At 71.0% G+C, this 14,025-nt stretch carries 14 protein-coding genes; 8 read left to right on the top strand and 6 right to left on the bottom strand.

Annotated elements, in window-relative coordinates:
- Positions 1 to 208 precede the first annotated feature (208 nt).
- Positions 209 to 886, top strand: a complete 678-nt coding sequence (locus OO71_RS44125) for an MBL fold metallo-hydrolase (RefSeq protein ID WP_033296101.1) — start codon at positions 209 to 211, stop codon at positions 884 to 886.
- A gap of 156 nt (positions 887 to 1,042) precedes the next feature.
- On the opposite strand, the gene OO71_RS44120 is transcribed toward OO71_RS44125, so the two are convergent.
- Complete coding sequence (locus tag OO71_RS44120; RefSeq protein ID WP_033296083.1) at positions 1,043 to 1,831, bottom strand: DUF1684 domain-containing protein; 789 nt, start codon at positions 1,829 to 1,831, stop codon at positions 1,043 to 1,045.
- Positions 1,832 to 1,923: 92 nt separating this feature from the next.
- On the opposite strand from OO71_RS44120, the gene rnhA reads away from it, so the two are divergent.
- From rnhA to OO71_RS44105, 3 genes are all read left to right on the top strand, one after another.
- Positions 1,924 to 2,403, top strand: a complete 480-nt coding sequence (rnhA, locus tag OO71_RS44115; protein WP_033296100.1) for a ribonuclease HI — start codon at positions 1,924 to 1,926, stop codon at positions 2,401 to 2,403.
- 2 nt (positions 2,404 to 2,405) lie between these two features.
- On the top strand, positions 2,406 to 2,768 hold the full coding sequence (locus OO71_RS44110) for a YchJ family protein (protein ID WP_033296082.1): 363 nt from the start codon (positions 2,406 to 2,408) through the stop codon (positions 2,766 to 2,768).
- A gap of 187 nt (positions 2,769 to 2,955) precedes the next feature.
- Complete coding sequence (locus OO71_RS44105; protein ID WP_425388753.1) at positions 2,956 to 5,538, top strand: glycoside hydrolase family 2 protein; 2,583 nt, start codon at positions 2,956 to 2,958, stop codon at positions 5,536 to 5,538.
- Here OO71_RS44105 and OO71_RS50740 read toward each other — a convergent pair.
- Positions 5,444 to 5,674, bottom strand: coding sequence for a carboxylesterase family protein (locus OO71_RS50740; protein WP_425388752.1), 231 nt, complete (start codon positions 5,672 to 5,674; stop codon positions 5,444 to 5,446). The genes OO71_RS44105 and OO71_RS50740 overlap by 95 nt on opposite strands.
- 103 nt (positions 5,675 to 5,777) lie before the next feature.
- Here OO71_RS50740 and OO71_RS44100 point away from each other — a divergent pair, with 103 nt between their 5' ends.
- On the top strand, positions 5,778 to 7,655 hold the full coding sequence (locus OO71_RS44100; RefSeq protein WP_033296080.1) for a Na+/H+ antiporter: 1,878 nt from the start codon (positions 5,778 to 5,780) through the stop codon (positions 7,653 to 7,655).
- A 19-nt stretch (positions 7,656 to 7,674) separates the two neighbouring features.
- Entirely contained in the window at positions 7,675 to 8,361 is a 687-nt protein-coding gene (locus OO71_RS44095; protein ID WP_033296079.1) for a histidine phosphatase family protein, read from the top strand.
- Here OO71_RS44095 and OO71_RS44090 read toward each other — a convergent pair.
- From OO71_RS44090 to OO71_RS44080, 3 genes are all read right to left on the bottom strand, one after another.
- Positions 8,337 to 9,092 carry an ABC transporter permease gene (locus tag OO71_RS44090; RefSeq protein WP_033296078.1) on the bottom strand — a complete coding sequence of 252 codons (756 nt, stop codon included), beginning with the start codon at positions 9,090 to 9,092 and terminating at the stop codon, positions 8,337 to 8,339. The genes OO71_RS44095 and OO71_RS44090 overlap by 25 nt on opposite strands.
- 192 nt (positions 9,093 to 9,284) lie before the next feature.
- The gene (locus OO71_RS44085; protein ID WP_033296077.1) at positions 9,285 to 9,773 is read right to left on the bottom strand and encodes an MmpS family transport accessory protein; all 489 of its coding nucleotides are present in this window, start codon (positions 9,771 to 9,773) and stop codon (positions 9,285 to 9,287) included.
- 199 nt (positions 9,774 to 9,972) lie between these two features.
- The gene (locus tag OO71_RS44080; protein WP_033296076.1) at positions 9,973 to 10,371 is read right to left on the bottom strand and encodes an NUDIX hydrolase; all 399 of its coding nucleotides are present in this window, start codon (positions 10,369 to 10,371) and stop codon (positions 9,973 to 9,975) included.
- A gap of 39 nt (positions 10,372 to 10,410) precedes the next feature.
- Between OO71_RS44080 and OO71_RS53050 the strand changes: the two genes are divergently transcribed.
- Positions 10,411 to 11,400, top strand: coding sequence for a helix-turn-helix domain-containing protein (locus OO71_RS53050; RefSeq protein ID WP_051793158.1), 990 nt, complete (start codon positions 10,411 to 10,413; stop codon positions 11,398 to 11,400).
- On the opposite strand, the gene OO71_RS44070 is transcribed toward OO71_RS53050, so the two are convergent.
- Positions 11,385 to 12,866, bottom strand: coding sequence for an FGGY-family carbohydrate kinase (locus OO71_RS44070; RefSeq protein ID WP_033296075.1), 1,482 nt, complete (start codon positions 12,864 to 12,866; stop codon positions 11,385 to 11,387). The genes OO71_RS53050 and OO71_RS44070 overlap by 16 nt on opposite strands.
- A 92-nt stretch (positions 12,867 to 12,958) precedes the next feature.
- Between OO71_RS44070 and OO71_RS44065 the strand changes: the two genes are divergently transcribed.
- On the top strand, positions 12,959 to 13,936 hold the full coding sequence (locus OO71_RS44065; RefSeq protein ID WP_033296074.1) for a LacI family DNA-binding transcriptional regulator: 978 nt from the start codon (positions 12,959 to 12,961) through the stop codon (positions 13,934 to 13,936).
- The last annotated feature ends 89 nt before the right edge of the window (positions 13,937 to 14,025 follow it).

The following is a 14,025-nucleotide window of genomic DNA, read 5'->3' as shown; positions in this document are numbered from 1 at the left end:
CCGGAGGCTGCGGCCAGGCTAGGCGCGACCACCGACAAAAACTGGGTCGCAGGCCGTCGACCTGGGCATTTTCCGGATTCCGGGGTGGCCGCCCGGCGTAGTGGAGACGCGGGCGGGTCCCGTTCCACGATACAGGTGCGGCCCGGGCGCCCCGACCCGGAGCGCGCGGGTGGAAGCCGGGGCGGCGGCCCGGCTACCGTGTGGTCTCGTGAACATCGCCGACACTTACACCGGGCACGTCGAACCGGGCGGCGACGCCGCCCGCCGGACGCTGGACGGGCTCACGATCACGAAGCTCTCCGTTGGCCCGATGGACAACAATGCGTACCTGCTGGTGTGCCGCGCCGAGAACGAGGCCCTGCTGATCGACGCGGCCAACGACCCGGAGCGGATCTCCGACCTGGTCGGCCACGGCCCCGACCGGCCCGCGCTGCGCACGATCGTCACGACGCACCAGCACGCCGACCACTGGCAGGCACTGGGCGCGGTGGCGGGCGCGAACGGCGCGAACACCGCGGCGCACCCGCTCGACGCGGAGCCACTGCCGGTACCCCCGGACTTCCTGGTCGAGCACGGCGACACGCTGCGCTTCGGGAAGATCGCGCTCGAGGTGATCCACCTGCGCGGCCACACGCCGGGCTCGGTGGCTCTGCTGTACCGCGACCCGGCAGGCCACGCCCACCTCTTCACGGGCGACTCGCTGTTCCCCGGCGGGGTCGGGAAGACGGGGTCGCCGGAGGATTTCACGTCCCTGCTGGGTGACGTCGAGACGCGCATCTTCGGCGAGCTGCCGGATGACACGTGGTTCTATCCGGGACACGGGGACGACTCGACGCTGGGAGCGGAACGGCACAAGGTGGCGGATTGGCGTTCGCGGGGCTGGTGAGCTGACCGCGAGCCCGGGCCGCCTGTCGATCGTGGCGGCCCGGGCTCACGTCCTCCTGGAACGCCTGCATCAAGCCGGTTCCGGCCGCTAACCGACAAAACGCGGTACCGGAGCCCGGCAGATCGCGGACCCCGGACCGCACGCCATCCGAGCTGCTCAGTCCTGTCGTTCGTAAGGCAGCTTCTCCCCCGCCTCCACCGCGAACGGCAGGTGATTCCCGGCCGGTGGCAACGGGCACGTCGCGAAATCCGTGAACGCGCACGGCAGGTTGGCGGCCCGGTTGAAGTCCAGCGTCACCGTCCCGTCCGGGGCCGCCGGTGGGACCGGCAGAGACCGGTTCGCCGGATACGTCGTGACCCCGCTCGTCTCGTCCGTGAAGAGGATGTTGAACCCTTCCTCACGGCCATTGAAAGCCGTCAACTTGTGTTCGACACCGTTGTGGGTGAAGCGGACCACGCCGGGGGCGGTGTAGACATGGGAGAGACCTTCGACCACCGCACCCACCGTCGTCGGCTGGGGCTCGGCGAACGGCTCGAAGCGGCCCTTCAGCACCCAGGCCTCGTCGGGCTCATACGCCGGTACGCCGTGGAAGCCGTGCAGTACCGGGGCTTTCGGGTCGTGCACGCGGATCAGGTACCCCGACCGGCGGGCGATCTCGATCTCCACCTCGCCTGCCGTCACGCGGGTGACGGCTCCGCTGTTGACCAGTTCGAACCGCTGCACCCCGGTGATCGGCGCGCCCTCGTACTGCAGGTCGCCGCCCGACGGGTCCACGTACGCGGCCGAAGCGTCCTGCCACCAGCGGCCAGGCAGGCCGGGGTAGGTGCGCGGCGAGTCCTCGAGCCAGTCGAGCGACACCAGCGCCAGCCAGCCGTACGGATCGGCCAGCGTCTTCTCGCGATCCGCCTTCCAGTCGTGCCACGCCTGCGCGAATTCCACCGTCATGTCCGGGCCCCTTCCGCTCGTCTGCCCAGCACAACACGGACGCCGGGGTGGCATTCCCGGCTCCCATGATGCGGAACGGTAGGGTCGCCCGGGTGGCGGAGCAGACGGAACCGGCCGTGGAGATCTACACCGACGGCGCATGCAGCGGCAATCCCGGACCGGGCGGATGGGGCGCGCTGCTGCGCTACGGCAAGCACGAGCGCGAAATGTACGGCGGCGCGGACACCGTCACCACCAACAACCGCATGGAGCTGATGGCGCCGATCCAAGCGCTGGAAAGCCTCACCCGCGCGTCCGTCGTGCGGATCTACACCGACAGCACGTACGTCCGCAACGGCGTCACCCAGTGGATGCCGCGCTGGAAGCAGAACGGCTGGCAGACCCAGGCGAAGCAGCCGGTCAAGAACGCCGATCTCTGGCAGCGCCTCGACAAAGCCGGCGAGCGGCACGAGGTCGAATGGCTGTGGGTCAAGGGCCACGCCGGGCTGCCGGAGAACGAACGCGCGGACAAGCTCGCGGTCAAGGGTGCCCAAGAAGCCGCGCAGGCCGGGATCCGCCGGGCCCGCGGCTGACCATGGCGAACCCCTGTCCGTGCGGCCTGCCCGAGCCCTACCCCGCCTGCTGCGGCCGCTTCCATCGCGGCGGCCAGCACGCCCCCACGGCTGAGCGGCTGATGCGGTCCCGCTACTCCGCCTTCGTCGTCGGCGAGCCGGACTACCTGCTGGCCACCTGGCATCCGAGCACCCGCCCGACGCGCCTCGAACTCGACCCCGCCCGGAAGTGGACCCGGCTGGAGATCGCCGGGTCCACCGGTGGCTCGTTGCTGGAGAACGAGGGCACCGTCGAATTCCGCGCGCACCACCGCGACGGCGTGCAGCACGAGAACAGCCGGTTCGTCCGCGAGGGCGGGCGCTGGTACTACGTCGACGCACTCTAGATCCGAAAGAGGGCTGTTCCCCGGCGCTCCGGGCGGCTACGATCACCGACTTAGTAAAACAACTTTACTAACAATCGATCCGCCGCCGCCCGGAGCCCGAGGAGGACCGCTCGTGACCCCACGCCGGCCGAAAATCCCCGGACGGCTGCTCGCCGTCGTAGCCCTTGCCGTCGCGCTGGTACCCGGCGTGGCGGCAGCCGCGCAAAGCCGGCAGACCCAGCCGGACCAGCAGCCGATCCCCGGCTACCTCATCCAGTCCTCGGCCAAGGTGCCCGACGACGCCGCAGTGTCCAAGCCCGGCTTCGACGCGAAGGGCTGGTACCCGGTCGGCTCGCGCTCCACCGTGTACGCCGGGCTGCTCGCCAACGGCCGCTACGCCGACCCGTTCTACTCCACGAACATGAAAAACGTGCCCACCGCGGATTTCAAGGTCCCGTGGTGGTACCGCGCCGACGTCAAGGTGACCGACCCGTCGCGCCGCACATACCTCGACTTCAGCGGCGTGCTGTCCAAGGCCGACGTGTGGGTCAACGGCACCCGCATCGCCACGAAGGACGAGGTCAACGGCGCTTACCCCCGCCACGACCTCGACGTCACCGCGCAGGTGCACGAGGGCGTCAACAGCGTCGCGTTCAAGGTCTATCCCAACGATCCCAACAACGATCTGTCGATGGGCTGGATCGACTGGGCACAGACTCCGCCGGACCAGAACATGGGGCTCGTCCGCGACGTCGTCGTCCGGCACAGCGGGCCGGTCGCGCTGCGTGGCGCGCACGTCGTGACCAAGCTGCCGTCCCTCGAGCACGCCGACCTCACCGCGAAAGCCGACGTACGCAACGATTCCGGCGAAGCCGTGCGCGCCACCGTGTCCGGCACGGTCGCGGGCAGGCCGGTGCGCCAGGAGGTTTCGCTCGCCGCGCACGAGAAGAAGACGGTGACGTTCCCGGTGATCGGCGTCGACCGGCCGCAGGTCTGGTGGCCCGCCGGGATGGGCGGACAGCCGTTGCACGACCTGGACCTGACCGCGAGCGTCGACGGCAAGGCGTCCGACGCCAGCGACTCCCGCTTCGGGATCCGCGACGTCAAGGCGCCGCTGAACTCCAGCGGCGGCAGGCAGTACGTCGTCAACGGCAAGCCGCTGATGATCAAGGGCGGCGGCTGGTCCCCCGACCTCCTGCTGCGCTGGGACGCCGGACGCGCGGCCGACAAGCTCGCCTACGTCAAGAACCTCGGCCTCAACACCGTGCGGCTGGAAGGGCACATCGAGCCCGACGAGTTCTTCGACCTCGCCGACGAGATGGGCGTGCTGACCATGCCCGGCTGGGAATGCTGCGACAAGTGGGAAGGCCAGGTCAACGACAAGGAGAAGGGTGAGCCGTGGACGGAAGCCGACTACCCGATCGCCAAGGCCTCGATGACCGCCGAAGCCGAGCGGCTGCGTGATCACCCGAGCGTGCTGTCCTTCCACATCGGCAGTGACTTCGCGCCCGACGCGCGGATCGAGAAGGGCTACCTCGACGCGCTGGCCGCCGCCGACTGGCCCGCGGCGGTGATCTCCGCGGCGTCGGCCAAGGCTTCGCCGAAGCTGGGACCGTCCGGGATGAAGATGAACGGCCCGTACGACTGGGTCCCGCCGGGTTACTGGTACGACAAGGCGCACGACGGCGCGGGCGGCGCATGGAGCTTCAACTCCGAAACCAGCGCGGGCCCGAGCATTCCGACGATGGACACGCTCAAGCGGATGATGTCCCCGGCCGAGCTGGAGACGCTGTGGAAGAACCCGGCCGCGCCGCAGTACCACCGGTCGGAGTCGGACACCTTCGCGAATCTCAAGCTCTTCGGCGACGCGCTGACCGGCCGGTACGGCAAGCCGAGCGGGCTGGACGACTTCGTGCGCAAGGCGCAGCTGGCGCAGTACGAGAACGTCCGGGCGGAGTTCGAATCGCACGCGCGGAACTTCACCGACGCGAAAAACCCGTCGACCGGGCTGATCTACTGGATGCTCAACAGCGGCTGGACGTCCCTGCACTGGCAGCTCTTCGACGCCTACCTCGACCAGAACGGCGCGTACTACGGCGCCAAGAAGGCGAACGAGCCGCTGCACATCCAGTACTCGTACGACACGAAGTCGGTCGAGGTGGTCAACTCCACCGCGAAGAAGGCATCCGGGCTCACCGCGAGCGTCGAGCTGTTCAATGTGGACGGTACGAAGAAGTTCTCGCAGACCAAGCGGGACCTGTCGGTGAGCGGCGCCGGAGCGCACACGAAGGCGCTCGGCATCGGGCCGGTCAGCGGGTTGTCACCGACGTACCTGGCCAAGCTGGTGCTCACCGACCAGGCGGGCAAGGAGGTCAGCCGGAACGTGTACTGGCTGTCCACCAAGGAGGACAAACTCGACTGGAAGAACAGCGACTGGTACTACACGCCGACCACCTCGTACGCCGACCTGTCCGGGCTCGCGGACCTGGCCCAGGTCAAGGTGAGCAGCACGGCGGACTCGGTCGCGCGGCCGGACGGCACCACCGTCACCACGGTGAAGCTCACCAACACCTCACGGGGCAAGGTACCGGCGTTCATGGTGGACACGCACGTGGTCGGGACGTCGGGCACGCCGGTGCTGCCGGTGACGTGGTCGGACAACCAGGTCAGCCTCTGGCCGGGTGAATCCGTCACGCTCACCGCCACGTACCGCACGGCTGACCTGCACGGTTCGGCTCCGTCGGTACGGGTTGCGGGCTGGAACACCGGGACGCAGACCGTGCGTGCGTGACACGCCGTGGGTCACCACCGAACGTGGCCACGTTGTCCCGCACCCATTCCAGCGCGAGAACCTGGTCGTACAGCGAGAGATTGCCGTCCGAAATCCCGGGCAGCCGGAGCAGCCCGAGCCGGTACCCGATAGTCACCACGACCACGCCGTGCCGGCCCGGGTTTCCACCGCTGTCACCTGCGGCAGCCTAAACACCGGTCCCCGCGCGCCCCGCGGCGCCGCGGGGTGATGATGGGCCGGTGCACATCGCGGCGGAATTGGTGGCGCTCGTCCTGACGGTCCTCGTGGTCACCGTCCTCGCGCGCCGGATGGATTGGTCGGCACCGTTGTGCCTGGTGGCGGTCGGGGTGGCCGCGTCGTTCCTGCCGGGGGTACCGGAGTACGAGCTCGACCCCGAGGTCGTACTGATCGGGTTGCTGCCCCCGCTGCTGTACTCGGCGTCGATCCAGACGTCGCTCGTCGCATTCCGCAAGCTGCGCGGGCCGATCGCGCTGCTGTCGGTCGGGCTCGTGGTGTTCACCGCGTTCGCGGTCGGGCTCGTCGCGTGGGTCGTGGTGCCGGGGCTGCCACTCGCCGCCGGGATCGCGCTGGGTGCGGTCGTCGCGCCGCCGGACGCCGTGGCCGCGAGCGTGGTCGCGCGCCGGGTCGGGATGCCGCGCAAGCTCGTCCGGCTGCTGGAGGGCGAAAGCCTGTTCAACGACGCTGCGGCGCTCGTCGCGCTGCGGACGGCGATCGCGGCCATCGCGGGTGCGGTCAGCCTGTGGCAGGCCGGGCTCGACTTCCTGCTCGCTGCGGTCGGCGGGATCGTGGTGGGCTTCCTGGTCGGCCTGATCGTGATGTACCTGCGCGCGAAGCTGGACGAGCCCATCACCGACACCGCGTTGTCGTTCGCGGTGCCCTTCGCGGCGTACCTGCTCGCCGAGGCCGCGCACGGGTCGGGCGTGCTCGCGGTGGTGGTCACCGGGCTCATCCAGGGGCATCAGGCGCCGCGGATCCAGTCCGGGCCGTCGCGGCTGGCGACCAGGCTGAACTGGCAGACCGTCCAGTTCCTGCTGGAGAACATGGTCTTCCTGCTGATCGGCCTGCAGCTGCGGCGGATTCTCGACGAGGTCGGCAAGAGCGGGCTGTCGCTGGGCGAGCTGATCGGGATCTGCGCGGCCGTGCTCGGCGCGACGATCGTCGCGCGGGTGCTGTGGATGTCCGGGATCGGGGTGGTGAAACGGCTCCTGCACAGCTCGGGGGTCGACCGCCGGAAGGCCTGGCCGTGGCGGTACTCCGCGGTGATCGCGTGGGCCGGGATGCGCGGGGTGGTCACGCTCGCCGCGGCGTTCGTGCTGCCCGCGGACACCCCGCAGCGGGCGGTGCTCGTGCTGGCCGCATTCGTCGTGGTGGCCGGAACGCTGGTGGTGCAGGGGATGACGTTGCCCGCGTTGATCCGGCGGCTGCGGTTGCCCCGGCCGGACCCGGCGGAGGATGCCCTGCAGGAGGCCGCCGTGCTGCACGACATGACGCGCGTCGCGCTCGGCAGGCTGGAGGAGCTGCGCCGTCCGGAAGACCCGCCCGAGGTGATCCAGCGGCTCCGCGACCGGCTGCGGGATCGCTCCGACGCGGCGTGGGAACAGCTCGGACGGCAGAGCGCGCTGGCCGAAACGCCGAGCGACGCGTACCGGCGGCTGCGCACCCAGCTGCTGGACGCCGAACGTGAGCAGTTCATCCAGGCCCGCGATCTCGGTACGGCCGACGACGCGGTACTGCGCCGGGTACTCGCCCGGCTGGACATCGAAGAATCCATGCTCGACCGCGACGAGGAGGAACCACCGGTGGCCGAACGCGAACTCAGCACGCCCGCTGCCACAGCCGGTTCGTGCAAGCACCTCAGCCACGAATGGCAGGACCCCTCGCCGAGCTCGCCGGACGCGTGCACCGCGTGTATCGAGGAGGGGACCACGTGGGTACACCTGCGTAAATGCCTGAAGTGCGGCAACGTTGCGTGCTGCGATTCGTCGCCGCGCAGGCATGCGTCACAGCACTTCCACGAGAGCCGGCACCCGGTGATGCGCAGCTTCGAGCCGGGCGAGACGTGGCGGTGGTGCTTCGTGGACAAGCAGCTCGGCTGAGCACGTTAGGGTCGGAGACATGAGCACCCCCGAGCAGGAAGCCGAGTACCGCCAGCACCGGTTCAGCCCGCCGCCCGGCGCCACGGAGATTTTCCTGGTGCGGCACGGGGAATCGATGCCACAACGGCTCAGCGCCCCTTTCGATCTCGTCGACGGGCAGGCCGACCCCGACCTCGCGCCCGAGGGCCGTGACCACGCGATGCGCGTAGGCGAACGGCTGGCCGGTGAACGGGTCGACGCGCTGTACGTCACCACGCTGCGCCGCACCGCCCAGACGGCCGCACCGCTCGCGGAGAAGCTCGGCCTCACCCCGCAGGTCGAGCCGGACCTGCGCGAGATCTTCCTCGGCGAGTGGGAAAACGGGCTCTTCCGCAAGAACACCGCCGAGGGGCATCCGCTGGCCCGGCAGCTGTGGCGCGAGCAGCGGTGGGACGTCCTTCCCGGCGCGGAGTCCGACGAGGCGTTCGGCCGCCGCGTCCGGGCCGGGATCACGCGGATCGCAGCGGCGCATCCGGACCAGCGCGTGGCGGTGTTCACGCACGGCGGCGTGATCGGCGAGGTGCTCGCCCAGGCCAGCCGCGCGCTGGAGCGGTTCGCGTTCCTCGGCGCGGACAACGGGTCGGTTTCGCATGTGGTGGTGCACGGCGATGCCTGGGTCGTCCGGCGGTTCAACGACACGGCTCACCTGGCGGCGCGGCTGGGCTGAGGGATCAGCCCGGCCGCGACGAGCTGCACGGTCACCAGCACCGCGACCGACTCCGCCGCGAGCAGCCCGATCAGCACGAGGACCTGCGTGGTCCCGGCCTGCAGCGGGCTCGCGCCGCCGAGCAGCACCCCGACGTACGCGCCGGGCAGCGTGACGAGCCCGACCGTGCGGGTCTGGTCGAGAGCCGGGATCAAGGCGTGCCCGGCGGACGGACGGCAGATCTCCAGCGCGGCGTGCCGGGGAAGGAAACCCAGCGCCAGCGCGGCTTCGTACTCGCCGTGGCGCTGGGCAAGCTCGTCGAGCGCCCGGCGAGCGGCCTGCGAGGTCGCGGTCATCGAACCGCCGATCACGATCCCCGCAACGGGCACGACGGCAATCGGCTTCGCCGGCACGACCCCGGAACCCAGCACGACCCCCAGCACCGGGACGACGCCGGACGCCAGCGCCAGCGCAACCCAGCCGACCCGGCGCGGCACCCGGATGCGGGCAGCGGACGTCACGGCGGCAATGGCGAACATGAGGAGCACGAAGAGCCCGGTCAGCCAGCCGGACCGCAGGATGAACGTGATGACGAGCGAGACCAGCGCCAGCTGCCCGACCGCGCGGACCGCCGCCACCAGCACCGCCCGCCCCTGACCGAGCCCACCCCAGCGAACGACCGCCGCGGCGGCGAGGGTGAGCACGACGAGCACGGCGATGAGGGCGGGCCCGAATCCGATCGCACCGTTCACGCCCGTGATCCTGCCGCAGTGGCGGACCGGGGGCTGGGGTGCGGGATGGGTGGGGCTGGGTTTGGTTGAACGGGCCGGCCTTCGCGCGCGGCACGGTTGGCCGGGCTTGGCTCGGCAACGCCACGCGCCCTGCACTCGACGCCGAGCTCATCCCCAACACTGGGCCCCAGGCCGAGTGTTGGCCGGACGCAGCTAGGCGCTACAGCTGAGCTGTCGTCCCTCCCCGGCGACCGACCGCTCGGCGACCACCTGCCCGTCGACCCGGATGCGGCACCCCAGCGCCCCCTCGCCTGCGTTCTGCGCGACGAGGCTGGTGAACACGTGGTCGCCGACGTGGGTGGTCCGCTGAACGGTGACCGACCAGGGCGTCGGCACCTCGGCCCGCTGCTCGAGGTCCCCGCCCGCGGCGACGTAGGTGAGGTTGCGGGCGCCGTCGGTGCCGGTGAGCTCGTAGACGACCGTGCGGGTGATCTCCTGGACGATCGCCGGTTCGGCGGTCACCGCGGGGGCTGCGGCGGGGGCCGGCGCGGGCCGTCCCGGCGCGGCTTTGGGCATGACGTACCAGGCCACCGTGACCGCGACGGCGATCACGCCCACCACGACCACCACGCTGCCGAGCGGCCGCAGCCTGCTCGGTTCCCCCCGGGCCGCAGCGGGCCGGATCGAGCCAGGAACACCCATGGAGAGGTCTTCTCTTCCTCGAGCGCACTTCCACCGAGTACGACGTCTGGTTTCTCGCCAGACCGTCACACGGCGTTAGCCGATCCGGAAAATCCGAACTGTTTTCACCCTGATGGGTGTATCAGGTCCCGGCCCGTAACTCGGTCACCACGGATGATGCTCCATAACACTGTCGTGCCACCCCGCGCACGGAGCGTGATCAGTCGACCAGTCCGGCGTCGGACAGCATCCGCAGCACGCGCTGTCCGGCGGGCGGGCACGACGCGGCGTCACCGGCCCGCAGCCACGCCGCCTCGGCGATCTCCGCCGAGGGTGCCGGGTCGCCCGTGTGGTCGGCGGTGTAGCAGGTCATCCGCACGCGGCGGCCGTCGGCGAACCCGTCCGCCTGCTCGTCGAGGAGGGCGAAGAAGCGGAAGCTGAGCGGGTCGAGGGCCACGCCGAGCTCCTCGCGGATCTCGCGGCACAGCCCTTCGACGTCGCCCTCGCCGGGTTCGCGTTTGCCGCCGGGGAGGTAGAACTTCGTCTTGCCGGTGGTCCGCACCGACAGCAGCCGCCGGTCCCGGACGTGGACCCAGGCCAGAGCGTCGATCGGGGTCATGCCGCGCATTCTGTCGTACCCGGCGGGCATGATTGCGGGGTGTACTGCGAAACACCGCCGCCTGCCGCGCTGCGCCGGGTCGTGCGCTGCCGCTGGGAGTCGGTGGAGCACGGGCCGAAACACATCGTGCCCGACGGCTGCGTGGACCTCGTCGCAGGCGGCGGCGAGGTCTTCGTGGCAGGCCCGGACACGACGGCGTGGACGTCGGTCTTCCCGCCCGGCACCCACCTGCGCGGCCTGCGCTTCCGGCCGGGCGCGGCCGCCGCGGTGCTGGGCGTGGGCGCCGACGAACTGCGCGACAGCCGGGTCCCGCTCGCGCACCTGTGGAACCACCACGGCGCAACGCTCACCGACGAAATCCTGAGCGGCCGCGACCTGGCTGAAGTGGTGGCAGCGCAACGCCCGGCAACGGTGGATCCGGTGGTGGCACGGATGCTGGCGGAGCTCACCGTAGTGCCGGGGGCGCCGGGGGTGCCGGGGGATTTTGCAGCGTTCACGCAGGACCTGGAAGCCGTGGATCGGTGCGAGCAGCCCGGCCGCGCGGCGTCGGCTCCGGACGCCGGGGGTCGGCGCGGGCAGCTGTCCGCGCGACATCCCGGGAGCACCACCTGGGGTCCGGACGCCGTGCCCTCGGCACGAGAACGCGGGAACGCCGGGCGGGGTCCGGACATCGGGAGTCGGCACGAGCAGTCCTCAGCACGACATCCCAGCGTCGCCTGGGGCCGGTACGGCGCTGATCCACGCGGGCAGCCGTCCGCGTGGCATCTCGGCGCCACCCAGCCGGAATGGCGTCCAAGCACCCGGAGTCGCAGTGAGCGGCAGTCCCGGCGCCGGTTCACGCTCGCGGTCGGGTACGGGCCAGCCACCTACCGGCGGGTCCTGCGGCTCCAGCGAGCCATCGCACTGGCCCGCGCCGCGCCGAGTCTCGCGGAGCTGGCCGTCGCCGCGGGGTACGCCGACCAACCCCATCTCACCCGCGACTGCAAGGCGCTCACCGGCCTCACCCCCAGCGCCTACTTCACCTGGTAAGCACCCAGTTCCTGGTGCCGGGCAAGGAAATGCGCCGTGTCGAGGGTCGCCGGGTAGAGGGCCCGGTAGTGCGCGTAGAACTCGTCGTACCGATCGGCGCGGGCTGCGTCCGGCCGGATCACCTCGGCGACCGGGTTCCACGCCTCGATGTCCGGCTCCAGACCGACCGCGACGGCCGCCAGGAAGGCGTCCCCGAAACACGCGCCGATCGTTTCGGTCGGGACGTGCTGCGGGGTACGGGTCACATCGCTGACGATGCCGGTCCACACCCGGCCCTGGGTCCCGCCGCCCACCGCGACCAGGCGGCGGGCCGGTGCGCCCATGGCCTCGAGGTTGTGCCGCACGCCGTAGGCCGTTCCCTCCAGCGCGGAGCGGTACAGCTCAGCCCGGCCGTGCGCGGTGGTCAGCCCGGCGATCACGCCGCGCGCCGACGGGTCCGGCACCGGTGTCCGTTCACCGGCGAAGTACGGCAGCATCAGCAATCCGCGACTGCCCGCCGGCACTTTTCCCGCCGCGGCAACGAGTTCTGCGAAGTCGCCGTCGAAGAGTTCACGCAGCCAATCGGTGATCGCGCCGGAGGTCGCCATCCCCGCGGCGAGCGAGTAGCTGCCCGGGAACACCCCGCGCGTCGCCCACAGCCCCGGCACCGCGCGCGCCTCGGCGACCGCCTGGACGAGGAACATCGTGGTGCCGTACATGACCATCGTGTCACCGGGTTCGCGTACCCCGGCGCTGGTCGCCTCAGCCCACGCGTCGATGGTCCCGCAGGTCACCGGTAACCCGGCGGGGAGCCCGGTCTCGGCGGCGGCCGCGGCGGTGACCGTGCCTGCCACCTCGGTCGGCCAGGCCAGCCGCGGAAGGCCGACCCCCGGTGCGACGAGCGCCGCCCAGTCCGCGGCCCACGCGCCGGCGCGCAGGTCGTACATCGGGTCGCACTGGCTGGCCGAATGGTGGTCGAGCACGTACTCGCCGGTGAGCCGCTGCACGAGGTACGAACTCGCCATCAGGAACTGCCGCGTCCGTCCGGCGACGCCGGGCTCGTGCCGGTACAGCCACCGCCATTTCGGGCCGGCCGCCTGGCTCGACAGCGCGCTGCCACAACGCTCCACAATGGACTCTTCACCGAGTTCGGCGGTGAGTTCGGCGATCTCGGCACTCGCGCGGGTGTCGACGCCGTACAGGATCGCGGGGCGCAACGGACGGCCGCAGTCGTCCGCGGGCAGCAGCACGGGACCGATGCCGCTCACTGCCAGCCCGGACAGGGTGCGCCCACCGGCGGCGTCCAGCAGCTCGCGCACGCACGCGGTGAACCCCGCCCACCAGACGGTTTCGGCGTCGTGTTCGAACCAGCCCGGACGCGGACGGGAGGTGCTGTGAGGACGGGTGACGCGCGCCAGTACAGTGCCGTCCGCACCCACGAGGACGCCCTTCGAGCCGGACGTGCCGATGTCGATGCCGACCAGCACCGCAGCACCTCCGGTAAGCGGACGGTAAACGATTACCGGGACGGTATTCTTCGGTCACCGGGGTGTCAAGCAAGCCAGGACGAGGAGGCGTGGTGGCCACGATCAGCGACGTCGCCGCCCGGGCAGGCGTCTCCACGGCGACCGTGTCCAGGACACTGAACGGGAAGTCCACAGTGGATCCCGAGCTCGCCGCGCGCGTGCTCGCGGCGGCCGAGGAGCTGGGCTACCACCCGAACGGACTGGCGCGGAACCTTCGTCGCCAGGAGACGGCCGTCCTCGCACTGATCATCTCCGACGTCGAAAATCCGTTCTTCACGTCGATCGCACGCGGGGTCGAGGACCTGGCGCAGGTGTCGGGGTACTCGGTGGTGCTGTGCAATTCGGACGAGAACGAGGACAAGGAACGCCGGTACCTCGACGTCGCGCTGCAGGAACGGGTCGCGGGTGTGCTGCTGTCCCCCACCGGCCCGACCACGAACGTCACCCGCCTGCGCCGCCTCGGTACCCCGGTAGTGGCCGTCGACCGCCCCCTGCCGGGCACGGACGGTGACCAGGTCCTCGTCGACACCCGCCGCGCCGCCCGGCAAGCGGCCCGCCACCTGGTGGCGAGCGGCTATCGGCAGGTGGCGTGCCTGACCGGACCGGCCGGAGTCCGCACCGCCGACGACCGCCTGGCGGGCTACCTCGACGCGGTCGGCGACGAAAACGCGGAGTACCGCCGAGCCGAATACCGAGCCGAAGGCGCCCGCCGCGCCGCTGCGGAGCTGCTGGACCAGCCGACCCCACCGGACGCCCTGCTGATCGCGAACAGCACGATGGCGATCGGTGTGCTGGAGGCCCTGGCGAGCCGAGGCCTGCGCGCCGGACGAGACATCGGCCTGGTCTCCTTCGACGACGCCCCGTGGACCACACTGGTCGACCCACCCCTGACGGTAGTGGCCCAGCCGGCGTACGAAATCGGCCGCGTCGCGGCGCAGCTCCTGCTGGCCCGCATCGCCGACAGCACCCGCCCAGCAGTGACGACAACCCTGGACGCCCAGCTGATCGAACGGCAAAGCTCCCACCGCTGACCTGGGACGCCTGGGACGCCTGGGACGCCTGGGACGCCTGGGACGCCTGGGACGCCTGGGACGCCTGGGACGCCTGGGACGCCTGGGAC

It is taken from the genome of Amycolatopsis jejuensis, assembly GCF_000717335.1.
Classification (GTDB): domain Bacteria; phylum Actinomycetota; class Actinomycetes; order Mycobacteriales; family Pseudonocardiaceae; genus Amycolatopsis; species Amycolatopsis jejuensis.
Note: the sequence above shows the minus strand (reverse complement) of the source record. Positions and strands in the feature narration are given on the sequence as shown.